This is a genomic window from Wenjunlia vitaminophila DSM 41686 (genome assembly GCF_000380165.1).
GTDB lineage: Bacteria > Actinomycetota > Actinomycetes > Streptomycetales > Streptomycetaceae > Wenjunlia > Wenjunlia vitaminophila.
In genome coordinates this window covers 16,875-40,691 of sequence record NZ_KB904687.1, presented here as the reverse complement: position 1 = coordinate 40,691, position 23,817 = coordinate 16,875, and the positions used below count along the sequence as shown (strand labels likewise).

The 23,817-nt window shown below is 74.1% G+C and carries 21 protein-coding genes; 11 read left to right on the top strand and 10 right to left on the bottom strand.

Annotated features, from left to right (window positions below):
• Positions 1 to 147 precede the first annotated feature (147 nt).
• Both A3IG_RS0119155 and A3IG_RS32020 read right to left on the bottom strand, forming a co-directional pair.
• Complete coding sequence (locus tag A3IG_RS0119155; protein WP_018385206.1) at positions 148 to 810, bottom strand: HAD-IA family hydrolase; 663 nt, start codon at positions 808 to 810, stop codon at positions 148 to 150.
• A 283-nt stretch (positions 811 to 1,093) separates the two neighbouring features.
• On the bottom strand, positions 1,094 to 2,182 hold the full coding sequence (locus tag A3IG_RS32020; RefSeq protein WP_157862362.1) for a peptidoglycan-binding domain-containing protein: 1,089 nt from the start codon (positions 2,180 to 2,182) through the stop codon (positions 1,094 to 1,096).
• Between the two features lie 294 nt (positions 2,183 to 2,476).
• Between A3IG_RS32020 and A3IG_RS0119145 the strand changes: the two genes are divergently transcribed.
• Positions 2,477 to 4,732 (top strand): MFS transporter, encoded by a 2,256-nt coding sequence (locus A3IG_RS0119145; RefSeq protein ID WP_018385204.1) that lies wholly within the window; start codon positions 2,477 to 2,479, stop codon positions 4,730 to 4,732.
• A 126-nt stretch (positions 4,733 to 4,858) separates the two neighbouring features.
• Here the strand turns inward: A3IG_RS0119145 and A3IG_RS0119140 are convergent, their stop codons facing one another.
• Positions 4,859 to 5,221, bottom strand: a complete 363-nt coding sequence (locus A3IG_RS0119140; RefSeq protein WP_026220421.1) for an antibiotic biosynthesis monooxygenase family protein — start codon at positions 5,219 to 5,221, stop codon at positions 4,859 to 4,861.
• Between the two features lie 292 nt (positions 5,222 to 5,513).
• Here A3IG_RS0119140 and A3IG_RS30435 point away from each other — a divergent pair, with 292 nt between their 5' ends.
• Positions 5,514 to 7,907: a bifunctional glycosyltransferase 87/phosphatase PAP2 family protein gene (locus A3IG_RS30435; protein WP_018385202.1), complete on the top strand. Its 2,394-nt coding sequence runs from the start codon at positions 5,514 to 5,516 to the stop codon at positions 7,905 to 7,907.
• Here the strand turns inward: A3IG_RS30435 and A3IG_RS30430 are convergent.
• From A3IG_RS30430 to A3IG_RS0119110, 5 genes are read right to left on the bottom strand one after another with little or no spacing between them, the layout of a single operon-like run.
• Positions 7,904 to 8,830, bottom strand: coding sequence for an ECF transporter S component (locus A3IG_RS30430; protein ID WP_051087557.1), 927 nt, complete (start codon positions 8,828 to 8,830; stop codon positions 7,904 to 7,906). The genes A3IG_RS30435 and A3IG_RS30430 overlap by 4 nt on opposite strands.
• On the bottom strand, positions 8,827 to 10,449 hold the full coding sequence (locus A3IG_RS0119125) for an ABC transporter ATP-binding protein (protein ID WP_018385200.1): 1,623 nt from the start codon (positions 10,447 to 10,449) through the stop codon (positions 8,827 to 8,829). The genes A3IG_RS30430 and A3IG_RS0119125 overlap by 4 nt, the downstream gene beginning before the upstream one ends.
• Positions 10,446 to 11,606, bottom strand: coding sequence for an energy-coupling factor transporter transmembrane component T (locus tag A3IG_RS30425; RefSeq protein ID WP_078500689.1), 1,161 nt, complete (start codon positions 11,604 to 11,606; stop codon positions 10,446 to 10,448). Before A3IG_RS30425 ends, A3IG_RS0119125 begins: the two co-directional genes overlap by 4 nt.
• The gene (locus tag A3IG_RS0119115; RefSeq protein ID WP_018385198.1) at positions 11,606 to 12,271 is read right to left on the bottom strand and encodes an SCO2322 family protein; all 666 of its coding nucleotides are present in this window, start codon (positions 12,269 to 12,271) and stop codon (positions 11,606 to 11,608) included. The genes A3IG_RS30425 and A3IG_RS0119115 overlap by 1 nt, the downstream gene beginning before the upstream one ends.
• On the bottom strand, positions 12,271 to 13,638 hold the full coding sequence (locus tag A3IG_RS0119110) for a prenyltransferase/squalene oxidase repeat-containing protein (RefSeq protein WP_018385197.1): 1,368 nt from the start codon (positions 13,636 to 13,638) through the stop codon (positions 12,271 to 12,273). The genes A3IG_RS0119115 and A3IG_RS0119110 overlap by 1 nt, the downstream gene beginning before the upstream one ends.
• A gap of 498 nt (positions 13,639 to 14,136) precedes the next feature.
• On the opposite strand from A3IG_RS0119110, the gene A3IG_RS0119105 reads away from it, so the two are divergent.
• Positions 14,137 to 14,370, top strand: a complete 234-nt coding sequence (locus tag A3IG_RS0119105; protein ID WP_018385196.1) for a ferredoxin — start codon at positions 14,137 to 14,139, stop codon at positions 14,368 to 14,370.
• Between the two features lie 121 nt (positions 14,371 to 14,491).
• Here A3IG_RS0119105 and A3IG_RS0119100 read toward each other — a convergent pair whose 3' ends face one another.
• Positions 14,492 to 15,091 carry a TetR family transcriptional regulator gene (locus tag A3IG_RS0119100; RefSeq protein ID WP_018385195.1) on the bottom strand — a complete coding sequence of 200 codons (600 nt, stop codon included), beginning with the start codon at positions 15,089 to 15,091 and terminating at the stop codon, positions 14,492 to 14,494.
• Between the two features lie 308 nt (positions 15,092 to 15,399).
• Here A3IG_RS0119100 and A3IG_RS0119095 point away from each other — a divergent pair, with 308 nt between their 5' ends.
• The 8 genes from A3IG_RS0119095 (at position 15,400) to A3IG_RS0119060 (ending at position 23,421) form a co-directional block, all read left to right on the top strand.
• Entirely contained in the window at positions 15,400 to 16,767 is a 1,368-nt protein-coding gene (locus A3IG_RS0119095) for a glycosyltransferase family 4 protein (RefSeq protein ID WP_018385194.1), read from the top strand.
• Positions 16,768 to 16,826: 59 nt separating this feature from the next.
• Positions 16,827 to 17,564 carry a class I SAM-dependent methyltransferase gene (locus tag A3IG_RS0119090; RefSeq protein WP_018385193.1) on the top strand — a complete coding sequence of 246 codons (738 nt, stop codon included), beginning with the start codon at positions 16,827 to 16,829 and terminating at the stop codon, positions 17,562 to 17,564.
• Between the two features lie 59 nt (positions 17,565 to 17,623).
• Positions 17,624 to 18,664: a prenyltransferase gene (locus A3IG_RS0119085; RefSeq protein ID WP_051087558.1), complete on the top strand. Its 1,041-nt coding sequence runs from the start codon at positions 17,624 to 17,626 to the stop codon at positions 18,662 to 18,664.
• 68 nt (positions 18,665 to 18,732) lie between these two features.
• Positions 18,733 to 19,308, top strand: a complete 576-nt coding sequence (locus A3IG_RS0119080) for a class I SAM-dependent methyltransferase (RefSeq protein WP_078500675.1) — start codon at positions 18,733 to 18,735, stop codon at positions 19,306 to 19,308.
• 79 nt (positions 19,309 to 19,387) lie between these two features.
• A complete protein-coding gene (locus tag A3IG_RS32015) occupies positions 19,388 to 20,413 on the top strand; it encodes a hypothetical protein (protein ID WP_018385190.1) in 1,026 nt (341 codons plus the stop codon).
• Positions 20,403 to 21,362 (top strand): N-acetylmuramoyl-L-alanine amidase, encoded by a 960-nt coding sequence (locus A3IG_RS0119070; protein ID WP_040911896.1) that lies wholly within the window; start codon positions 20,403 to 20,405, stop codon positions 21,360 to 21,362. The genes A3IG_RS32015 and A3IG_RS0119070 overlap by 11 nt, the downstream gene beginning before the upstream one ends.
• A gap of 130 nt (positions 21,363 to 21,492) precedes the next feature.
• Positions 21,493 to 22,365, top strand: a complete 873-nt coding sequence (locus tag A3IG_RS0119065) for a DUF5336 domain-containing protein (RefSeq protein WP_018385188.1) — start codon at positions 21,493 to 21,495, stop codon at positions 22,363 to 22,365.
• A gap of 201 nt (positions 22,366 to 22,566) precedes the next feature.
• Entirely contained in the window at positions 22,567 to 23,421 is an 855-nt protein-coding gene (locus A3IG_RS0119060; protein WP_018385187.1) for a MaoC/PaaZ C-terminal domain-containing protein, read from the top strand.
• Between the two features lie 141 nt (positions 23,422 to 23,562).
• Here A3IG_RS0119060 and A3IG_RS34605 read toward each other — a convergent pair whose 3' ends face one another.
• Positions 23,563 to 23,739, bottom strand: coding sequence for a hypothetical protein (locus A3IG_RS34605; RefSeq protein ID WP_018385186.1), 177 nt, complete (start codon positions 23,737 to 23,739; stop codon positions 23,563 to 23,565).
• Positions 23,740 to 23,817 lie beyond the last annotated feature (78 nt).

The window sequence follows — 23,817 nt, the reverse complement described above, 5'->3', positions numbered from 1 at the left end:
GTACGCCCAGTACGAGGACGACCCTCCGCCTTGCGATCGCACGCACCAGACGCCGCGACCCCCGCCCTCCGGGCGGACGACGCTACTTATCAGACAGGCCCTAGGCGGCGTTGTGGAGCGCCGGTCAGCCCCGCCGGCAACCGGCCGTCAGTGACGGAACGCCAGTCGCAGGAGCCCGGTGTCCGCGTCGGCGGTCAGCAGCACCTGCTCCAGGTCCCGCACCGTGACGGCGGGGGTCAGCGGCCCGGTGGCGGCCCTCGGCCCCACCCCTACGACCCGCATGCCCGCCGCGTGGGCCGCCGCGATGCCGGCCGGGGCGTCCTCGAAGACCACGCACTCCTGCGGGCTGAAACCGAGCTCGGCGGCGCCCTTGAGGAAGCCCTCCGGGTGGGGCTTGCTCGCGCTGACCGACTCCGCGGTGACCAGGACGTCGGGCAGCGGGAGTCCGCTGGCGCTCATCCGGGTCCGCATCAGCGGCACGTTGGCCGAGGTGACCAGCGCGTGGGGCAACCCGTTCAGGGCGGCGAGGAGGGCTGCCGCGCCCGGCACCGGGACCACTCCTTCGGTGTCGTTGGTCTCCTGGACCAGCATCTCGGCGTTGTCCGCGAGGTTCTCCTCCATGGAGCGCTCGGGCAGCAGGAGGGCCATCGACTCGTGGCCCTGGCGCCCGTGCACCACACCGAGCACGACCTCCGGGTCGAGTCCGACCCCGACGGCCCAGCGGCGCCAGCACCGCTCCACCACGGCGTCGGAGTTGACGAGCGTGCCGTCCATGTCCAGGAGAACGGCGCGGGCGGTCAGCTCGGTCATCTGGAACTCCTTGCGCGGAAGAGCGGTTGGTTCCGCGCCTCAGTGCCCTCCGGGGCTCCCACTGCCAGGTGGCGAGGCTCCCGGGGTGGTCGGGGCGAGGCGCGGAACCAAGTTTGTTCCTGCGCTATACAAAGTAGCACCGCCGGACCCGAACGAACCAGGGGCCCGGGCGCGCGAGAACGGTGCCCGGCCGGTGGGGGCGTTCACCGGCCGGGCACGGGGGGCACGGGGGAGGGCCGTCCCCCGCCGAACCGGAGGACGATGGGAACGGGCTGGCCGACCGTCAGGCGGAGGTCTCGGACTCCAGGGCGCGGCGGGTGTTAGGGCCGTAGACGCCGCTGGGGTCCCCGCTGACGTCACGGCTGCGCTGGTAGTCGCGGACGGCCCGGGTGACGGCTTCGTCGTAGACGCCGTCCTCGTCACCGAGCACGTAGACGAACGGTATCTGCTTGAGGCGCTGCTGGAGTTCCAGCACGCCAGAACCGCTGTCCCCCTGCCGCAGCACGGGTGAGCCGGCCGAGGGGCTCTGCGGTCCCTCGCTGCCGCCGCTGCTCCCCCCGTCGCTTCCCCCGTCCGGGTCGCCGCTCTCGGAGGGGCTGGCGCTGGGGGCGGGGCGTTCGGTGAGGTCGCCCTCGGCCCGGGTGGGTTCGTTGGAGGCCTTGGCCCGCTTGCTGCGTTCGGACGTGGGGCTGCCGCTGGCCGACGACGGGGCCGAGGACGCCGAGGGCGAGCGGCCCGACGAGGAGGCCGAGGGCGACGCGGGACCGGAAGCGGTGTCCGGTTCCGTGGTGCCGGGCGCGGCTCCGCTGGGCACGGGCAGGGCGCCCTCGTCGCCCTGCCCGGTCCCGTCGGAGCCGCTGGCGAACGCCACGATCCCCAGGCTCAGTGCGGCGGCCACCACCACGACCGCGGCCACCTTGCGCTTGTCCGTGTGCCTGCGGCCGGAGCCGCGCCCCCGCGGGCGGCCGGCGGCGCGGACCGCGGGCACCGGTGTGGTCGGGTCGGTCGACGGCTCGTCCTCGAACAGCTCCACGTCCTCGGCCTTGGGCCCGCCGGTGTGCGCGTGCCGGCCGCTGGGCGCGGGCGCGGGCGCCGGGCCGGGGGAGGGGAAGGCCCCGTCGCCCGGCTGGTCGAGGAACTGGTCGCGCCTGGGCGGCGGGCCGGGGCGGGGGTGCCCGGCCGGGGCGTCCGCCGGGTCGTCGGGGGAGGCAGCGGGGTCGTGGGAGGCGAGGTAGGGCCGCACCCGTGTGGGGCGGAAGGCGTCGAACGCCGCCGCAACCGCCTCCTCGGCCGTGCGCGGCGCGCAGTCGCACATCATCAGACCGTCAGCACCAACGCCTGCCCCACACACCGAGCACTGTTCTGCCGCCACCGGTGGTCCCCTTCTCGTGGAATGTTCCCGCGGAGCGTCTGTCCGCGGTGCGGCGAGTTCGCGTGCGCGGGCGCTACCGGCCCGCGAGCGAAAGTCCGTTCCGCTCGATCGGCCACCGATTATGCAGAAACGCATCGCCGTCCCGCAGGTGGTTCCTCGGGCTCTGCCCCGTTTCGGCACCTCGAGTCCACGAGATCATCCCATGGAGGTTTCGTCGTTGCCGTAAGTGGTACCCGTGGCCGGCATCCCTCCGCGCGCCGGGGAGGACCAGTCAGGAGACCGAGGAGTCAGGCCATGGCGCAGCACACGGCGCCGCGGGCCGCCGCGGACGTTCCCGGGCCACCCGGTGCGGGGCCGTCCGGTGCCACCGGGCTCTCCGGGACGGACCTGGGCGGCCCTCCGGGCCGGAGGGGGTGGGCGACCCGCGGAGCCGGTCCGCGCGGCGGCGGCCGTGGCCGTGGCGGTGGGAACGATGGAGACGGCGGCTCAGGTGGGAACGGTGGGAACGGCGGGTCGGAGGACGAACCCGCGGACGACGTGTTCGGCGACGGACGGGCGTCCCGTTCGAAGGGGATCTGGGTTCCCCTCACCGCGCTGCTGCTCGGCCTGTTGCTCGCGGCCCTGGACCAGACCATCGTCTCCACGGCGCTGCCGACCATCGTCAGTGACCTCGGTGGCCTTGACCACCTGTCCTGGGTGGTCACCGCCTACCTGCTCGCGGCGACCGCCGCCACCCCGCTGTGGGGGAAGCTCGGGGACATGTACGGCAGGAAGCTGCTGTTCCAGGGCTCGATCGTCATCTTCCTGATCGGTTCCGCGCTGTGCGGCCAGTCCCAGAACATGGGCGAGCTGATCGCCTTCCGGGCCCTGCAGGGGCTGGGCGGCGGGGGCCTGATCGTGCTGTCCATGGCCATCGTCGGAGACCTGGTGGCGCCGCGGGACCGAGGCCGCTACCAGGGCGTGTTCGGTGCCGTCTTCGGGTTCACCAGCGTGTTGGGCCCGCTGCTCGGCGGGCTTTTCGTGGACCACCTGAGCTGGCGTTGGGTGTTCTACATCAACCTGCCCGTCGGCGTGGTCGCCCTGGCCGTCATCGCCGCGGCGCTGCACGTTCCGGTCCGCCGTTCCGAACACCAGATCGACTACCTGGGCACTGTGTTGATCGCCTCCGTCGCCACCAGCCTGGTCCTCATGGCCTCACTCGGTGGGGTGACCTGGCCCTGGGCGTCCTGGCGGATCGTCGCGCTCGCCGTCCTCGGCGCGCTGTTGCTGGTGGGCTTCGTCCTGGTGGAACGTCGGGCCGCGGAGCCGGTGATCCCCCTGGGACTGTTCCGCAACCGGACGTTCAGCCTGTGCTCGGTGATCGGCTTCGTGGTCGGCTTCGCCATGTTCGGAGCCCTCACCTTCCTCCCGACCTTCCTGCAGGTGGTGCACGGCGTGTCGCCCACCATGTCCGGGGTGCGCATGCTGCCGATGGTCGGCGGCATCCTCATCGCCTCCATCGGCTCCGGGCAGGTCGTCAGCAGGACCGGCAGGTACCGGGAGTTCCCGCTGGCCGGCACGGCGGTCACCGCGGTCGGGCTGCTGTTGCTGAGCATGTTGGACGAGAACAGCGGCACGGCGGAGATGAGCGGGTACTTCTTCGTCCTCGGCTTCGGCCTCGGCCTGGTGATGCAGGTCCTGGTGCTGATCGTGCAGAACACCGTGGACTACCAGGACCTGGGCGTGGCCACCTCGGGGGCGACGTTCTTCCGCTCCATCGGCGCGTCGTTCGGGGTGTCGGTGTTCGGCACCATCTTCGCCAACCGGCTCGGCACCGAGCTGGGCAGGGCCCTGGCCGGCCGGACGCTGCCGCCGGGCTTCGCGTCCCGGGTGAGGGGCGACCCGAGGGCCGTCGCCGAGCTCCCCGCGGACGTGCGCGCGGCGGTGCTGCACGCCTACGCGGTCTCCATTTCCAGCGTCTTCTTCTGGGCGATGCCCATCGCCGCGTTCGCCTTCCTGGTGGCGTGGTTCCTGAAGCAGGAACCCCTGCGCGAGACGGTGCGCGCGCCGGAGCCGGGGGAGACCATCGGAACCAACCCGGTGGAACGCTCCTCGCTCGACGAGGTCGCCCGCGGCCTGTCCCTGCTCGGCACCCGCCAGGGGCGCCACGACCTCTACGTCAGGATCACCCACCTCGCCGGCCTCGACCTGCTTCCGGCAGCGGCCTGGCTGGTCCTGCGGATCAACCGTTACGGCGCCACGGACCCGGTCCTGCTCGCCGAGCACGCCAAGGTGTCGCTCGAGGTGCTCAGCGACGCCACGCGGCAGTTGGAGGAGCGGCACCTCGCGGACCGCGACGGCAACCAACTCGTGCTCACCGCCGCGGGCAGGGAGGTGGCCGACCGCCTGGTGCACGCCCGCCGGGAGGCGCTCGCGGAACTGCTCGGCGACTGGGACCCCGGCCGCTACCGGGACCTGTCCATGCTCCTGGACCGGCTCAGTCCGCAGCTCTGCGGGGACGACGCGGACCGCCCGCAGCCGCAGCACCTGCCGCACCCGCGGGACCGCTGACCGCCGGGGAGCGCCTGACCGCGGCGGCCACACCGCCGTCGGCGAGCGGTGCACGTGCAGGGGGACGTGCGCCTTGCCGCGGCCGGTTCACGTGCGTCGGCCGGGTGCCCGGCGCTGGGGCGCGGCTCAGTCGCCCTTCGCCGTGGCCTGCTGGACCACCTCGAACGACCACAGGGTGGACCCGGTCGCGGCCGGTCGCTGCCGGCCGTCGCCGCCGTGCGCACCGCCTGCCGGGGCGCCCCCGCCGCCGGACGGGCCCCCGCCGTGGGCCGGCCCCATCGCCTGGGACATCCACTTCTGGAAGTCCTCCTCGCTGCGCCAGCGGGTATACACCAGGTACGTGTCGGTTCCCTCGATCGGGCGAAGCAACTCGAAGTGCTCGAAGCCGTCGGAGTTCTCCACGGCGCCCGCGCGGGCGGCGAACCGCTGTTCCAGCGTCTCGCGCTGCTCGGCCGGCACCGTGAGTACGTTGATCTTCACCACACTCATGCGGACCATCTTGCCCTACCCCGGCCGTCAGCCAGCTAAGTATGGATGTGCGATTCTCATCCCTTGGGTCGTTTCGCGGCGCTGGTCAGGCGACGGCCGGGCGAGCCGCGTCCACCTCCGTGGGGCGCCCGCCGGGCCCCGGGCCCCGGGCCCCGGCCGGTGGGCCGGCGGGACGACCCAGCCGGTCCGAGTCGGCTGTCGTGGGCGCCGGAGCCGGTGGGTACGCGAGACACAAGGCGTGCCGCAAGGACGCACGCGGCGCCACGAGCGGAGAGAGGGAGAGCAGCGGCACATGACGAACGCAGGAGGACGCGGCCTGGGGGACCTGCGGGGTTCGCGCACCGTCATGACGCTGGCCGGCCTGTGGCTCGTCGCCCTGCTGCTGGCCGCGCGCCAGGCGGCCTCGGTACTGCGGCTGCCCCCGGACGAGCGGCTCACCGACCTGGAGACCTGGATCGGTCCCAACGGCGTCCTGCACTTCCGGGGCGGCCTGTACGACCACGACAAGTTCACCGGGACCCCGTTCTCCGGGCTGGTGCTCAAACCCCTGACCGGGGCGGCCGAGGACAGCCTCGGCGTGTTCTGGACGCTGGGGACGTTGCTGCTGGTGGTCGCCCTGGGACTGGTTGTGGCCAGGGCCCTGCCCGGGCCCATATCGTCGCGCACCGCGACCCTGGCGGCACCCGTGGTGGTCAGCGTGCTGGTGCTGTCGCTCCCGGTCCGCAACACCTTCGCCCTCGGGCAGATGAGCATCCTTCCGGTGCTGCTGGTGCTGGTCGGCTGCCTGCCCGCGACACCCCGCCGCCAGGCCGGGGCCCTGATCGGCCTCGCGGCTGCCCTGCAACCCGTGGTGCTGCTGTTCGCGGTGCTGCTGTGGCTGGTGGGGCGGCGCAGGGCCGCGCTCGTCGCCGGGGGGACCTTCCTGGGCTGCACCGCCCTGGCCTGGGCCGCGCTGCCCGGTGACTCGGCCACCTACTGGGTGCACCACGTGGCCGGAGCCGGGCTCGGCGCCCCGGCGGACGGTGTGTCCAACCAGTCCCTGCACGGGATGCTGCTGCGGATCGGACTGCAGGGGCCGGGCGAGTTGCTGCTGTTCGGCGTGGCAGCCGGTCTGGTCGCGGTGGTCGGGCTGCGCCGTGCTGCCTGGTGCGCCAAGGACGGACAGGTCCTCCTGGCCGCCGCGCTCACCGGGTGTGTCGCGGTGGCGGTGTCCCCGGTCGCCTGGCAGCACCAGCAGTTGTGGATCCTGCTCGCTGCGGTCGGCAGGGTCGGTCGGCACAAGTCGGACCGGCTGGTGTGGCCGGTGTTCGTGATCCTGGTGATGACGGCCGGCGGCGAGTGGCTGGTGCCGAACATATCCGCGCTCGGTGTCGTCTCGGAGAACGTGCCGTTGACCGCGGCACTCCTCGGGGCCTGCGTCGTTCCGTTCGTCAGCCGTCGTTCCGCGCTGTGGGACCGGCCGATCCCCACGGAGTTCGCGCCCGGCGTGGTGACGCGTTACCGGCGGATTCCGCTGGTGCCCGCGTGGCGGCGCCCGTTGCACCGGCCCAACCTGCTGCTCGAACTGCTGGTGATCCGCGTCGGCTACTGGGTGTACTCCTTCGTCCGCGGTTCCGTCCCGGACCAGCGCCACGTCGCGGAGGCGAACGGCCGGCAGGTGCTGGACATCGAGGGTGCGCTGTTCCTCGACGTCGAGCACTGGCTCAACCACCGGGTGGTGGAGTTGCCCTGGCTCGAGAGCAGCGTGAACTTCTTCTACTCAACGTTCCACTTCCTGGTGCCGTTGGTCCTGCTCGCGCTGTTGTACGTACGTCGGCCCACCATGTACCGGGCGGCCCGCTCCTCCCTCGGGTTCGCCACCCTGCTCGGCCTGATCGGGTTCTGGCTGTACCCGCTGGCACCCCCGAGGCTGATGCCCGGCCTGGGCTACATCGACACGGTGCACGGGACGGTGGACCTGTCCAAGCCCGAGTTCGGCGCCTTCACCAAGCTGTCCAACCAGTACGCGGCGATGCCGTCGCTGCACGTCGGCTGGGCGCTGTGGTGCGGCCTGATCATCATGGTGCTCTCCCCGTACCTGTGGCTGCGGGTGCTCGGCCTGATGTACCCGTTGATGACCACGTTCGTCATCGTCGGCACCGCCAACCACTACGTGCTCGACGCGGTCGGCGGGGTGGCCGTGGTGCTCTGCGGCCTCGGCCTGCTGTACGCGCTGACCGGCACCTCGCCGTTGACCAGGGAGAAGGCGGCCACTGCGGGGACCACACCGGTCCTGCCGCTGCCGCTGCCGCAGCCGGTGCGGGCGATGGACGAGAGCGTGCCCCGACCGGACGGCGGGTCGCAGCCGAGCGGGTCGCAGGCCAACGGGTCGCAGCCGAGCACGGCGCCCGAGGGCACGCCGCGCCGGGGCCAGCCGCAGGAACGGGAGTCGGACCAGCGCGCGTCGAACCGGGACCGCCCCGCGGGTGACGGACCCGCGGAGGACGACGGGGACGACGACGCCGAGGACGGGCCAGTCGCGGACGGGCCCGGCACCGGTGCCGGGACGGGCGGGGAACCGTCGGATGCCACGGCGACGCGGGCCAGGGTCGTCCGCCAGGGCACGGGGCGCCACGACGCCGCGGAGCCGTCCGCACCGGGCGCGACCGGTGAGCGGACCCGCGCGCACAGCTCGAAGCCCAGCTAGGGCGTTCCGCCTCCGGGCGCGGGCCGGTCCTGGTCCCCGCCCGTGCCCGGGGTGGCCGGCCGGAACCGCACCGGTGCGTCGAAGGCCGCGCGGCGGGTGGCCCGGCGCAGGGCGTGCAGCAGGGGCGGGCCGAGGGTGAAGGTGAGCACGGCGGTGAGCGCGGCCCGGGGCAGGTCCCAACCCAGCGACGTGGTCAGGCAGTAGGCCGCGAAGCGCACCAGGTTGTCGCCGACCGGGTCGCCGGGGTGGAACGACAGGGAACTGCTCATCCCGGCCAGGTAGGGCCAGCCCTGGAGGTTCATGACGGTGCCGTACAGCACCGAGGAGACCACCCCGTAGCCGGCGAGCAGCGCCAACTCCCCCCGTCCGCGCAGCGTGTGCGGCCCGGGGAGCAGGCCGGCGCCCATCGACACCCAGCCCATGCTGAGCATCTGGAACGGCATCCACGGGCCCACCCCGCCGGTGAGCAGCGCCGACGCGAACATCGACACGGCGCCGAGGACGAACCCGAAGCCCGGGCCGAGGACCCGCCCGGAGAGCACCATCAGGAAGAACATCGGCTCCAGGCCCGCGGTGCCGGCGCCCAGGGGACGCAGCGCGGCACCGACGGCCGAGAGCACCCCGAGCAGGGCGACCGCCTTGGCGTCCATGCCGCCGTCGGATATCTGCGCCACCACCACCCCGAGCAGCAGCGGGAGGAGCGCCGCGAACAGCCAGGGCGCGTCGGCGGAGTGGGCGAGGCTGGACTGGGGGTCGGCGAGCAGCGGCCAGCAGAACGCGGCCACCCCGACGGCGCTGACCAGCAGCAGGGCGACGACGGAACGCGCCCCGAGGCGCACCGGTCGCACCTGCCGCGCCCCGCGGGGCGCGGGGCCGCCCGTGCCGGGTTCCCGTTCCGGTGGGCGCGCCGCCGCCGGGCTCACGACGCCGCCCCCAGCGCGCGTTCCACCTGGTGCACGGTGAGCCACGGCTGGGGGTGCAGCACCTTGGCCACCTGGGGGGCGAACGCCGGGGACGAGGTGACCACGTCCGCGGTCGGGCCGTCGGCGACCACCTCGCCGTCGGCCAGGATCACCACCCGATCGGCGAGTTCCGCCGCCAGCTCCACGTCGTGGGTGGCCAGCACGGTGGTGTGGCCCTGCTCGGCGAGTTCGCGGACCACCGTCACTAGGCGGGCCTTGGCGGCGTAGTCCAGGCCGCGGGTGGGCTCGTCGAGCAGCAGCAGCGGGGGACGCGCGGTCAGCACCACCGCTAGCGCGAGGACCAGTCGTTGGCCTTCGGACAGGTCCCGGGGGTGGACGTCGTCGTCGATGCCGGGGAGCAGGCGCAGGACCAGGTCCCGGCAGGTGCCGGGGGCGGCCCCCGCATCGACGTCCGCGTTGGCGCACTCGCCGCGGACCGTGGTCGCGTAGAGCAGGTCGCGGGGGTCCTGGGGAACGAGGCCGACCCGGCGGGTCAGTTCGGTGGCCGGCGTCCGGTGCGGGACGACGCCACCGACGGTGACCCGGCCGGACGTGGGCTTGTGCAGCCCGACCAGGGTCCGGAGCAGGGTGGACTTGCCGGCGCCGTTGCGCCCCATCAGCGCCACGACCTCCCCGCGGGACAGGCCGAGGGTGACGCCGTCCAGGGCCGGCACGGTTCCCCGCAGGACCCCGAGGGAGGTCACGGTGGCCACCGGCTCGGCGACCGGCTCGGCCGCCTCGGCGGCCCGGCTCGCCGGGGGTTCCCCGACGAGCCGGGCGCGCAGCTCCGAGGCGCGGCGCCGGGCGTCGCGCACCGACAGCGGCAGGGGCGACCAGCCGGCGGCGCGGCCGAGGCCGACCACCGGGGGGTGGACCGGGGAGACGGCCATGACCTCGGCGGGGGACCCGATGACCGGGGGCCGGCCCCGGCCGGGCAGCAGCACCACGGTGTCGGCGTACTGCACGACCCGTTCCAGGCGGTGTTCGGCCAGCAGCACGGTGGTGCCCAGGTCGTGGACGAGGCGTTGCAGCACCGACAGGACCTCCTCGGCGGCGGCCGGGTCCAGCGCCGAGGTGGGTTCGTCCAGGACCAGGACCTTGGGGTGCGGGGTGAGCACCGACCCGATGGCGACGCGCTGTTGCTGGCCCCCGGAGAGGGTCGACAGCGGACGGTGGCGCAGGTCGGCGAGGCCCAGCAGGTCCAGGGTCTCCTCCACCCGGCGGCGCATGGTGTCCGGGGCGATGCCCAGCGACTCCATGCCGTAGGCGAGTTCGTCCTCCACCGTGTCGGTGACGAAGTGGGCCAGCGGGTCCTGCCCCACGGTGCCCACCAGGTCGGCCAGTTCCCGGGGCCGGTGGGTGCGGGTGTCCCGCCCGTCCACGGTGACCGTGCCGTGCAGGGTGCCGCCGGTGAAGTGGGGGACGAGCCCGCTGACGGCGCCCAACAGGGTGGACTTGCCCGCCCCGGAGGGGCCGACGAGCAGGCACAGCTCGCCCTCGGGCACGGTCAGGTCCACCCCGTCGAGGGCCGGGGTCCGGGCATCGGCGTAGACGACGGAGACCTGGTTGAAGTGGATCACGGGCGGTGGCCCTTCTCGGAGTCGTTCCCGGGGACGGGGTGACGGGTGGCCCGGCGGGCGCCCCGGTCGGGGTCGCCGTGGGGGCGCGGGGCCCGCGCGGGCGCGGGTGCCGCCACCGCGGGGACCAGGCCGAGCAGCACGAACGCGGCCGGGAGCAGGGGCAGGGAGGGCGCGGTGACCGGGACGGTCTGCGGGTGCAGGGCGTCCGGCTGGTGCCGTCCTGCCCAGATCAGCAGCCCCGCCACGGCCAGTCCCGACCCGGAGACCAGCCACTCCCTGACGCCCCACGGGTCGGGCCGGTACCGGGTGCGGACCGCCCGCCGCCCGCCGAGCGCGAGTCCGGCGGTCGCCGCGGCGAGCCCCACGGCGAGCACCGGCAGCCCGAACAGGTCCCGCTGGTCGGCGAGGAGCCCGTAGGTGCCGAGGCACACCCCGAGCAGGCCCCCCAGGACGAGGACGGAGGTGGTGTGCCGCACCGCGGCCGGCACCGGAGCGGCCCGCCCGTATCCGCGGGTGTCCATGGCGGCGGCCAGCGCCAGGGAGCGTTCCAGGGCGCCCTCGAGCACCGGCAGGGCGACCTGGAGCACCGAGCGCGCGCCCCGGTCGTTGCGTCCGCGCAGCCGCCGGGCGGTGCGCAGCCGCTGCACGTCGGCGACCAGGTGGGGCGCGAACGTCATCGCCACCACCACCGCCACCCCGGCCTCGTAGAGGGCGCCCGGCAGTGAGCGCAGCAGCCGCGCCGGGTTCGCCAGGGAGTTCGCCGAGCCGACGCAGATCAGCAGCACGGCCAGCTTCAGCCCCTCGTAGAGGGCGAAGAGCAGGCCCTCGGCGGCCACCGGACCACCGATGCGCACCCCCTGGGCCCATTCGGGCAGCGGCACCTCGGGGAGGGTGAACAGCACGGTGACGCTGGGCAGTGGGGAACCCAGCAGCGTCGCGAAGACCAGCCGGATGGCCAGGACCAGCGCCCCGAACCGCACGTACGCGGCGAACGAGAACGCCCAGGGCGCGTCGGTCCTGCGGACGGCGACGACGTACCCGGCGACCGCGAGCAGCAGGAGCAGCAGCAGCGGGTTGGTGGTGCGGGACGCGGCGGCGGCGAGCCCGAGGGCCCACAACCACCACGCCCCCGCGTGCAGGGCGGGCCGCCTGGCCATCAGGACCGGCGACGGCGGCTCTGCCACACCGCGGCCGAGCCCAGGGCGACCACCACCGCCAGACCGACCCAGAGCCCCACGCTCAGGCCGTCCGAGTCGTCCGTCCCGTCGAGCGCCTCCGACGAGGCGGACGCGGCCGGGTCCCGGCCCGACACGGTCTCCCCGCAGCCCGACTTCGGGTAGCCGGCGATGGCGCACAGCAGCAGGTGGGAGTCGTAGCGCAGCGGCCCGGCGACCGCGGCGAGGGCGTCGGCCGACGTGGCGTTCCGGCCGACCACGGCGCACGCGGTGCGCTGGGGTGGCGGCTGCCGGCCGTCCGGGGCGTCGCCCGCGGTGCCGAAGTCGATGACCAGCGCCACCCGCTTGCGGCCGGACACGGCCGGGGTGTCGGCGCAGATCGCGTTGAAGTTCGCGGCCCCCCGGGGCGTCTTGGCCTCACTGGCGCGGTCCTCGCTGATCGCGAACCGCCAGCCGTCCACGGACCCGTCGTCGGGCCGCGCCGATCCGGGTCCCTGCTGGGCGTAGGTCCAGCCGTCCCCGTCCGCGTGCCAGAACGACCAGTACCGGTACCCGGTGGCGTGCGCGGGGCCCGCGGCGAGCACCGCGAGCGCCGTGAGCAGCAACCCGAGGAGCACCGCGGTGGCGGCGCGGGGTGGGCGACGCATCAGCCCCGCTTCCTGCGCATGCTGATCAGGAACCCGCCGCCGATCCCGACGAGCAGTCCGATGCCCACGGTCAGCCAGACGCTGAGCCCGCCGCTGTCGCCGTCGTCCTCGTCCGCGGCGGCCTGGTCCTTCCCCTCGGGCTTCGTGGTCTTCTCCGCGGGGTCGGACGTCGGCTCGGGGCCCAGGTTGACGAGTTGGGTGACCAGGTCGCCGCCGGCGAACTCGCGGGGGTTGTGGCCGGTCGCCCGGGAGAGCAGGATCAGCTCGGCCAGGGCGGCCGGCTGGCCCTTGGCCCACTCGTCGGCCTCCCGGCCGAGCCAGTTCAGCACGCTGTCCGCGGGGCCGGTCCGGTAGCTGGCCGCCAGGGCGAGACCGGCGTGCACCGTGGTGCTGAAGTCCGGTCCCGCGCCCTTCTGCGGGGAGTCCAGGTGCCAGCCGTTGGCTGACATCCGCCGGGCCAGGTACTCGATGGCGAGGTCCGCCGCGGCCGGCGGGGCCAGCGCACGGTCCCGGTCCGCCCCCGCGCAGTCGAGGTCGCCCTGGACCTTCCGCTCCTTGTGGTACTCGGCGACGTCGGCGAGGCGCACCGGGAGCCCCCTGCCGTACGCGGCGAGCGCCGCCGCCGCGGTGGCGCTGTCGTTGGCGTAGAGCGTGCCCTTGTCGTCCGGCTGGTAGGCGAAGGCCCCGCGGTCCGCGGCCCGCGCGGAGCAGCCGAGCTGCCAGCCCAGCAGCGCGTCGAAGGGGTCCTTGCCGGCCTTGGTCACCTTCGCCGGGTCGGTGCCCGCGGCGGCGAAGGCGCCGATGACCACGGAGGTGGAGTTGGTGTCGCTGGGGTTCCCCGGGTTGAAGGACCAACCGCCGTCCTTGTTCTGCACGGTGCGCAGCCAGGCCGTCGCCCGGTCCACCTCGGCGTCGTGCCCGCCGAGGGCGACCAGGGCCTGCACCGCGGCGGCGGTGGCGTTGGTGTCCTGGGCCTTGGCGACGCACGGCCGGGCGACGTCCGCGCGGAACGCGGTGAAGCCGCCGTCGGCGCACTGCTGCTCCACCAGCCAGTCCACCGTTTCCTGCGCGGGCTTCACCCCGGCGGTGTCCAGGGCGAGCAACGCGTAGGACTGCCGCCACACCCCGTCGAAGGTGGGGTCCATGGACCCGTACAGGGCGGGGTCGGTGGTCGCCGGGGGCTTAGGGGAGGGGGCGGCGTGGGCGGTCGGCGTCGCGGCGGCCAGGGAGCCCGCGACCAGCAGGGGAGCGAGGACGGTCGCGGCGCGGCGTGCCGGGCCCGGGCGGAGCGGGCGTCCGCGCAGGGGACCGGTTCCCCACGGGCGTCGCCGGTCTCGGTGCTGGGGGGGCAGGGGCGGGCGGGACATGTCGGCAGATGCCTTTCAGTGCGGTCAATGCCGGGCACCGCCGCCGACGCGCCGACGCGCCCGCACCTGGGGACAGGTGGGACGCGTCGGGGCGAAGCACCGGGCTCAGCTCCGTATACCTCGACGGTGCCGGGTGGGCAGGGCGACTGCCGTACCCGAAAGCCGCTCGTGTCCCAGCAGGCGTTCCGACTGCCCGGCTGACGCGGCTGCGGCGCCGGTACACGGTTGCGGGTCAGTGCCGGAATCCCACCGGCTTCTCCTGCTGGGGCACGGATGAACGTGTGAACTTGTCAGGGCCACTGTACTGGTGTTCCGCTTCCGGGGGGTGTGCCAGGTGTCGGGTGCCGGCCATCCGTCGCCCGGTCCCTCCGTGGCGCCTCCCCGACTCCCCGCGGGCGCCGCGCCGTTCGTCAGCGGTCCGGCTCGAGGCATCCTCCTCGCGGCAGGAGTAGAAACGGCTCCAGTGAGCCGCCGACCACGCAGGGAAAGGAACGGCTGATGGGTGACCGCTGGAAGGTGGAGGTAGACCACTCGATCTGCATCGGCTCGGGCCTGTGCGCCGGGTCGTCTCCCGAGTGGTTCCAGCTCGGTGCGTCCAACAAGGCCGAGCCCCGGCACGCCGAGGTGGACGCCGAGGAGGCGGTGCTCAACGCCGCCGAGACCTGCCCGGTGGAGGCCATCGCGCTGCGGCGCGCCGACAGCGGCGAGCTGGTGTTCCCGCCGGACGACTGAGCCCGGCGCCGGCCCCGTGGACCGGCTGACGCGCGAGGGCCCGACCGGCTCCCGACCGTCCGGCTCCCGGGCGTCCGAGTCCGGACCGTCCGGTGTGCGGGGCCTGCGGCCGACCAACGGCTCAGGGGTTCGGCCGGGACGGCGTGACCAACCGGCAGACCGTCTCGATGTCCACCGTGACCTGCGCGATCGAGGCACGTCCCGACAGCCAGGCGATCAACGTCGAGTGCCAGGTGTGTTCGATGACGCGGACCACGGAGAGCTGCTCCGCCGTGGGCGGTCCGGTGAGGCCCATCGCGTCCAGCACGATGGCCGTGGTCAGTCGGCTCACCGTGTCCACCTCGGCGCTGACCGAACGGTCGGCGAAGGTCAACGCCCGCACCATCGCTTCTGCGAGACGGGGTTCGCGCTGCATTCCCCGGAAGGCGCGGGTCAGCGTCTCGGCGACGGCCGCCGCCGGGTCCCCGGCGTCGGGCGGGCGCCTGCGCAGCCGTTCGTGCATCTGCTGGAGCTGCTCCTGCATGATGGCGACCAGCAGGTGCACCTTGGAGGGGAAGTAGCGGTACAGCGTGCCCAGGGCCACGCCGGACAGCTCGGCGACCTCCCGCATGTGGACGGCCTCGAAGCCGCCCCGGTTGGCGAGGTGCGCGCTGACCTGGAGGATGCGGCGGCGTCTCTGTTCCTGACGTTCCGTCAGTGTTGAGTTGGTCTTCGTGGTCATCCGTCCCACTTCAACGGCTTCCGTCCGCGAACCGTGGCGCGCGGCGCGTGGTGGCAGGACGGCAGTGGCGACACCGGTTCCTGGAACGTGTTCCAGACTAGCGCGGCGGCCCGGCGAGCCCGGTGCCCCACGCGCCCAGGCGGTCCGATCGCGCGCCCGGCGTGGCGTGCGTCACCCATCCCCGGGGCTGTGGGGAATCCTGTGGCGGGTATCTTCTGAGGGGCCGTCGCGGCCCGAATCTGAAACGTGTTCCAACCTGGGGGGAGCGGATACGCTCCCGCTGGACCGCATGAGAAGGGGGCCCGCGAGTGACCGCTGAGGCCGCGCAGGCCATCGGGCCCGAGCCCGTGCGACCGACCAGCCCCGGCTCCGACGACACGCCGCTGCGCGTGGCGTTGCTCTCCTACAAGGGGAACCCCCACTGCGGAGGACAGGGCGTCTACGTCCGCCACCTCTCCCGGGAGCTGGCCAGGCTCGGCCACCACGTCGAGGTCATCGGCGCCCAGCCCTACCCGGTGCTCGACCAGGACGTCGGCCCGGGGACGCTCCGTCTCACCGAACTGCCCAGCCTCGACCTGTACCGCCAGCCCGACCCGTTCCGGGTACCGGCGCGGCACGAGTACCGGGACGCCATCGACCTGCTCGAGGTCGCCGTCATGATGAGCGCGGGCTTCCCAGAACCGCTCACGTTCAGCCTGCGCGCCCTCCGCCACCTGGCCGCACGGCGCGGCGCCTTCGACGTGGTCCACGACAACCAGACCCTCGGCTACGGCCTGCTGGGTCTCGAACGGCTCGGGTTCCCCCTCGTCACCACCGTCCACCACCCGATCACCGTGGACCGGAGGCTGGCCCTGCGGGCCGCGACCGACTGGCAGCAGCGGCTGTCGGTGCGCCGCTGGTACGGGTTCACCCGGATGCAGCGGCGGGTGGCCCACCGGCTGCCGTCGGTGCTCACCGTCTCCGCCTCCTCCCGCCGGGAGATCGTGGACGACCTCCAGGTGCCCGCCCGCCGGGTCCACGTGGTGCCCATCGGCGCCGACACCGCCCTGTTCTCCCCGGACCCGGCGGTCCCCACCACACCGGGCCGCATCGTCACCACGGCCAGCGCCGACGTGCCGCTCAAGGGACTGGTGCACCTCGTCGAGGCGATGGCCAAACTGCGCACCGAACACCCCGACGCGCACCTGGTGGTGGTCGGCAGGCACGCCGCCGGTGGCCCGGTCGCCACCGCCCTGGAGCGCTACGGCCTCGAGGACGCCGTGGAGTTCGTCACCGGCATCAGCGACCAGGAGCTGGTCGCGCTGCTCCGCGGCGCGCAGGTCGCCTGCGTGCCGTCCCTGTACGAGGGCTTCTCGCTGCCCGCCGCCGAGGCGATGGCCACCGGAACCCCGCTGGTGGCGACCACCGGCGGCGCCATCCCCGAGGTGGCGGGCCCGGACGGCGAGACCTGCCTGGCCGTCCCGCCAGGAGACGCGGGCGCGCTGGCCGCCGCACTCGGCCGGCTGCTCGGCGACGCGGAGCTGCGCCGCCGGCTCGGTGCGGCCGGACGGGAACGAGTACTGGCCCGGTTCACCTGGGAACGGGCCGCCCGCGGCACCGTGGAGCACTACCGCAGGGCCATCGCCGCCGCCCCCTCCCGAGCAGGTCGAGCCGCCCGAGCCCGTCGCGCACCCTGACCCGTGATCCCCCCGACCCCGCCCAGGACCGCGCACGTCCAGAAGAAAGCAGAGCCCCCGTGCTGACCGTGGACTTCTCCCGCTTCCCGCTCGCCCCGGGCGACCAGGTGCTCGACCTCGGGTGCGGCGCCGGCCGCCACGCCTTCGAGTGCTACCGCCGCGGAGCCCGGGTCGTCGCCCTGGACCGCAACAGCGACGAGGTCCGCGAGGTCGCCCGCTGGTTCGCCGCGATGGACGCCGAGGGCGAGGCACCCGCCGGGGCCAGGGCCACCGCCGTCGAGGGCGACGCGCTGGCCCTGCCGTTCCCCGACGAGACCTTCGACCGCGTGATCATCTCCGAGGTGATGGAGCACATCCCCGACGACAAGGGCGTGCTCGCCGAGATGGTCCGGGTGCTACGCCCCGGCGGCCTGATCGCGGTCACCGTGCCCCGCTGGCTCCCCGAGCAGATCTGCTGGCTGCTCTCCGACGCCTACCACGAGGTGGAGGGCGGCCACATCCGCATCTACCGCGGCGACGAACTGCTGGAGCGGATGCGCGGGGCGGGCCTCGAGCCCTACGGAACCCACCACGCCCACGGACTGCACTCCCCGTACTGGTGGCTCAAGTGCGCCTTCGGCGTGGACAACGACCAGGCCCTGCCGGTCCGGGCCTACCACAAACTGCTCGTCTGGGACATCGTCAAACGCCCCGTCGCCACCCGGATCGCCGAGCAGGCCCTCAACCCGCTGATCGGCAAGAGTTTCGTGGCCTACGCCGCCAAGCCGCACCTGCCCACCGAGGCGGTCTCCCGGTGAGCCGGCCCCGACCGCCGCGCGGGCCGGGCCACGGGTCCGCGCCGTTGGAACGCCCCGGGATACTCACCGCGGAACAGATCGCCGCCACCGTCCGCGGCATCACCGCCATCCAGCGCCCCGACGGCGCCATCCCCTGGTTCGCCGGGGGCCACCTCGACCCCTGGGACCACGTGGAGTCCGCCATGGCGCTGGACGTCGCGGGCGAACACGACCGGGCCGAGGCCGCCTACCGCTGGCTGGCGGACAACCAGAACCCCGACGGCTCCTGGTACGCCGCCTACACCGACGGCCAACCCACCGACCGTGCCCGGGAGGCCAACTTCTGCGCCTACCTCGCCGTCGGTGCCTGGCACCACTACCTGTCCACCTCCGACGAGGCCTTCCTGGACTGGGTCTGGCCGTACCTGTACGCGGCCGTCGAGTTCGTCCTCGGCCTCCAGGCCCCCGGCGGACAGATCGCCTGGCGGAGGGCCCCGGACGGCACCGTGCCCGACGAGGCGCTGCTCACCGGCTGCTCCAGCATCTACCAGGCGCTGCGCTGCGCCCTGGCCGTTGCCGAGCACCGCGAACAGCCGCAGCTCGACTGGGAACTGGCCACCGGCCGGCTCGGCCACGCGGTACTGGCCCACCCCGAGCGGTTCCTGGACAAGGGCCGCTACTCCATGGACTGGTACTACCCGGTGCTCGGCACGGTGCTGCGCGGCGCCGAGGCGCACCGCAGGATCGCCGCCGACTGGGACCGCTTCGTGGTCCCCGGCCTCGGGGTGCGCTGCGTGGCCGACCGGCCCTGGGTGACCGGCGGGGAGAGCGCGGAACTCGCCCTGGCCCTGTGGGCGGTGGGCGAGCCGGACCGGGCGGAGCTGATCCTGCGCTGGATACAGCACCTGCGGGCGGAGGACGGGATGTACTGGACCGGGTACGTCTACCCGGACGACGCGGTGTGGCCGGAGGAACGCACCTCGTGGACCGCGGGCGCGCTGCTCCTCGCGGTCGCCGCGCTCGGCGGGGACCACGCCACCACCACGGTCTTCGGCGGGGGGACGCTGCCGGTCGGACTGGCCCCGCGGGACAGCGGCTGCGAGTCGGAGCGGTGCCGGTGAACGAGCGGCCGACCGGGCCGGTCCCGGCCCCCGCGGTGCGCGAGGCGTTCCTCGCCGCACCGGGGTTCATGCCCGAGGACGAGGGGCTCGCCCTGTACGCCGCCGCCGTCACCGCCGCCCGGTCGGGCCTGCCGCTGCTGGAGGTGGGCAGTTACTGCGGACGCTCCACCGTCCTGCTGGCCGCCGCGGCCCGGGACGCCGGCACGGTCGCGGTCACCGTGGACCACCACCGCGGCTCCGAGGAGCAGCAACCCGGCTGGGAGTACCACGACCCCGGCCTGGTCGATCCGCGGGTCGGGCGGATGGACACCCTGCCGACCTTCCGCCGCACCCTGTACCGGGCGGGCCTGGAGGAGCACGTCATCGCCGTGGTCGGACGGTCGCCGCAGGTCGCGGCGGTCTGGGCGAAGCCCCTCGGGCTGGTCTTCATCGACGGGGGGCACACCGAGGAGCACGCCGACGCGGACTACCGGGGCTGGACCCCGCACCTGGCGCCCGGCGGGCTGCTGGTCATCCACGACGTGTTCCCCGACCCCGCCGACGGCGGGCAGGCACCGTTCGCCATCTACCGGCGGGCCCTGGACCGGGGCGGGTTCACCGAGGTCTCGGTCACCCGCTCACTACGGGTGCTGCGCCGCGGTTGAGTCGGCGTACAGCGGTGCGCGCCGGCCCGTTCCGACGGAGAATCGATCCGAGAGCGGGTATCGGCGTCAGGGGGAACCGGTGGGGGACAACGACTTCTCGGGGCCGGCGGTGTGGGACCCGGGGGCGAACGGGGGAGCGGGCGGCTGGGTCCGTGGCGAGCACCGGACCACCGAGCCGTGGGGCCCGCCGGTCCCGCCGTCCCCGCACGACCGGACCACCCAACCCGCCGCGGTCTGGCCGGTACCGCCCCCGCCCCCACCCCAGCCCCCGCGGCCCCCGGGCCCCTCGTCGCCTGCCCAGCCGCCCGCCCAGCCAGCCGACCAGCCGCCCGTCCGGCCCCCGTTCACCCCGGGCCGGCTGGTGCCGCCGCCGCCCGGCACGGGGCCGCTTGCCGAGCCCCCGCGGCGCTCCGGCGCCTGGCGCACCTGGCTGGTTGTCGTCGCCGTGGTGGTGGTCGGGGTGGGCCTGGGGTTCGGAGCGGTCCGGCTGATGGACCGGGACGACGACGGGCGGGACCCGGCGGCCGCCGGCTCGGTGTCGGCCGCCCCGTCCACCGGACGCGGTCAGCAGCCCTCCGGGGAGCAGGGGTCCCGGCCCACGGCCTCGTCTGCGGCGCCCAGCCCCTCGACCGGGCTTCCCGCCACCGCGGGTGACCAGGCCCGGGCCGTGGACGAACTGCTGGAGGAGAGCGCCGACGACCGGGAGACGGTGGTCAACGCGGTCCAGGCGGTGGACGGCTGCGTCTCGCCGCGTGCGGTGGAGGCCGCCGCCGACGACCTCTCCGCGGCGGCCGGCCGCAGGGAGGACCTGGTCCGCCGCCTGGACGGTCTCGAACTCGACCTGGTGTCCGGCGGCGCGGCGGCGGCCGCGGAACTCCGCGCCGCCTGGAGCCACTCCGCGGACGCGGACCGGGCGTACGCGGCCTGGGCGGCGACCGCGGCGGACGGGGGATGCGCCCCGGGCGGGGCCCCGCATGACGCCGACTACTATCGCGGGGGGTCCAGCAGCGCCAAGGCGACCAAGGCCAAGAAGTCCTTCGTCCGGCTGTGGAACCCGATCGCCGACGAACACGGTCTGGAGGCCAGGTCCGCGTATGCCCTCTGAGTCACGTCGTGGCAGGACAGCGTTGATCGTCACAGTCGCGGCGGTGCCGTTCTGCTTCGCGGGTTGGCTGGCGTGGGGAGCGGTGGACGACGACGGTGAGCCGGCCGGGAGGACCCGGTCAGCGGCAACGCCGTCCGGGGCGGGGGACGCGACGCGGTCGCCCAGGGAGGCGGGACGCGAGGGAGCGGACCCCGACTCCGGCCGCGGGGACCCGTCGGGGAGTGTGTCACCCCGTCAGTCCACGAACGACGCCCGGGAAGCGGACGCCGGTCGCCCGCTGGCCGGGAAGGTGGTCGTTCTCGACCCCGGTCACAACGTGCACAACGTCGATCACCCCGCGGAGATCAACCGCCTGGTGGACATAGGCACCAACCGCAAGGAGTGCGACACCACCGGGACCGCGACCAACCGCGGGTACAGCGAGGCGGAGTTCACCATGGACGTCGCCCGCAGGGTCGGCGCCCTGCTGGACCAGCGGGGCGCGAAGGTCACCTACACCCACCTCGGGCAGCGGGCCTGGGGGCCGTGCGTGGACGAGCGGGCGCGGATCGGCAACGAGGCGCACGCCGACGCCGCCGTCTCCATCCACGCGGACGGCTCCACCTCGCCGACCGCCCGCGGTTTCCACGTGATCGTGCCGGCGGCGGTGGACGCGGGGGGCGCCGACACCGGGGCGATCACGGGTCCCTCGCGACGGCTCGGCCTGGAACTCAAGGAGCACTACGCCGACGCCACTTCCCTCCCGCCCGCCACCTACCTCGGCGGTGGCAGCGGGATGACCGTCCGTCAGGACCTGGGCGGACTCAATCTCTCGAAAGTTCCGAAAGTGTTCATCGAATGCGGCAATATGCGGAATTCCGCCGATGCGGACCTGCTCGCCAGCGCGGCGGGCCGGCAGCGCGTCGCCCGGGGGATCGCCGACGGGATCTCCGGTTATCTCGTCGGCTGATGCGTAACGCTCTTGCTGCGGATTTGTACCCGAGGTACGAAGCTGGTGCCGCACCCGTACGATGGTGGCCTCATTCGCGCCCGATGTACCGGCGACAGCGACGACACCAAGACCCAAAAAGGACTTATCAGTGAACATCCGTTCCCTCACTAGAGGAGACGCCGCGGTAATCGGCGCCGCGCTGCTGCTGTTCATCGCCTCGTTCCTGGCGTTCTTCAGCATCGAGGACTGTGACGGTGACGGCTGCACGTCAAGTGCGTGGAGCGCGGCCACCTTCCCGATGCTGCCGACCGTCCACCTCGCCGCCCTGATCGGCGCCGGGCTGTTGGCGGTCTCCCGGATGTCCAAGCCCGTGGAGCGCAAGGCCGCGGGGCTCACCCTGGAGCAGTGGGGCATCGCCCTGTCGGTCTTCGTCGCCTGGGGCGCCCTGTGGTCCATGTTCGCCAACCTCTGGGTGGAGCCCGAGGGCGCCGGGGAGATGTTCGGGTCGCTCAACGACCACACCGAGTTGGGTGTCGGCGCGTACCTGACGCTGGTGGGTGGCCTCGCGCAGGGGATCTTCGCGGTCCTGGCGGCCCGGGTGCCCTCACTCCAGGCGCCGCTGATGGGCGCGCCCCGCTCGCCGTACCCGAGCCCGCAGCCGCCTGCCGGCTACGGCTACCCCGGCCAGCCGCAGCCCGGTCAGCCCCAGCCCGGCCAGCCGGGCGGCTACGGCTACCCCGGGCCCGCGGGTGGCGCCCCGTCCTACCCCGGTGCCCAGGCTCCGGCCCCGCAGCCCCCCGCGGCCACCGGCGGCCCGAGCGACTTCTCCCCGTTCTGGTTCGCGGTGCCGGTCAGCCGGCCGCTGATGCCTGAGGACGGCTCGTCGTCCGTGCCGATCGCCGAACTCACCCCCGGCGTCTGGTACCTGGCCGTTGAGCAGCGCGGCGCCGTGCTGATCGCGCAGACCCAGGACGGCCGTCGTGGAGCCCTCCAGGACACCTCCGGCATACAGCGCGGCTGAGGCCGACACCACTCCGCAGGACCACGGACCGGCCCCCGGACGCCATCGGCGTCCGGGGGCCGGTCCCTTGGTCCTGGTACCGGCGCCGTCCGGCTTGCTGACGCCAGGTCAGCTCTTCCCAGGCTCCGGAACGATGCGTTATACAGGCAACGTTGCGCGCACGCCAGGGCACACGGAGATCCGTGGCCGGAGAGGAAGCCGATGCCGATCGACGTCGCCGCCGCGCTCGCGGCCGAGCCCCGCGTGGTCGAGTTGACCTGGGACCACAAGGACGTCCTGCTGTACCACCTGGGGATCGGCGCCGGCGCCGCGGCCACCGACCCGGACGAGCTGCGCTACACCCTGGAGAGCAGACTGCAGGTGCTGCCGAGTTTCGGCACCGTCGCCGGCGGGGCGATGGCCGCGGACGGCGGGCTGTCCTTCCCGGGCCTTGACGTGGACCTGGCGGCGGTCCTGCACGGCGGACAGCGACTCACCGCGTACCGGCCGATCCCAGCCCGGGGGCGGGCCGTGCAGAGCAGCCGGGTCGCCGCCGTCCACGACAAGGGCAAGGCCGCGGTGATCGAGCTGCGGTCCGAGGTCAGCGACGACGACGGGCCGCTGTGGGCCTCGGACACCCAGATCTTCGTCAGGGGAGAGGGCGGGTTCGGCGGCGAGCGGGGCCCCTCCGTCCGGCTGCCCGCCCCGCAACTCCCGCCGGACCGCACCGTGGACCGGGCCACCCGCGCGGACCAGGCACTGCTCTACCGGCTGTCCGGCGACTGGAACCCGCTGCACGCCGACCCCGCGTTCGCCCGCCTCGCCGGATTCGACCGTCCGATCCTGCACGGTCTGTGCTCCTACGGCATCGTGCTCAAGGCCGTGGTGGACACCGAACTCGGGGGCGACCCCGCGCGGGTGCGCGGCTACTCCACCCGGTTCGCCGGGGTCCTGTTCCCCGGGGAGACCATCCGGCTGCGGATGTGGCGCCGCCACGGCGCCGTGCAGGTGGTGGCGACCGCGGTGGAGCGCGACGAGGCGCCGGTGCTCACCGACACCCTGATCGAACACTCCTGACCGGTACAGCCCCGTGAACGACAAGCGGTGGGCCCGGGAAACCCCGGACCCACCGCCTCTGCTCGGCTACCGGTTACCGGCCGGGTCGGGCGGCGCCGTCGCGAGGTGCGCTCGCGGCCGGCCCCGCTGCCCGGCCGGGCATCACTGCCTGGTCATGGGGTCCTGGACCGGGGTCGGTCGGCGGTGCCGACCGTGTCCGAGGCCGGTCGCGGGCGACTGGGAGTCGTCGGCGGCCGGTCCGCGGTGCTTGCCGTTCCCGGGTCCGGCTTCCGCCTCCGCCATGCGGTTGTCGATGGTGTCGGTTCGGGCTTCGGACATGAATGGTCTCTCCGTGGAATCGCCTGTGTCTCGAGCTGTGGGCGGGGATGGGGGTGTCCTGGCCGTGCCGTTCGGCAG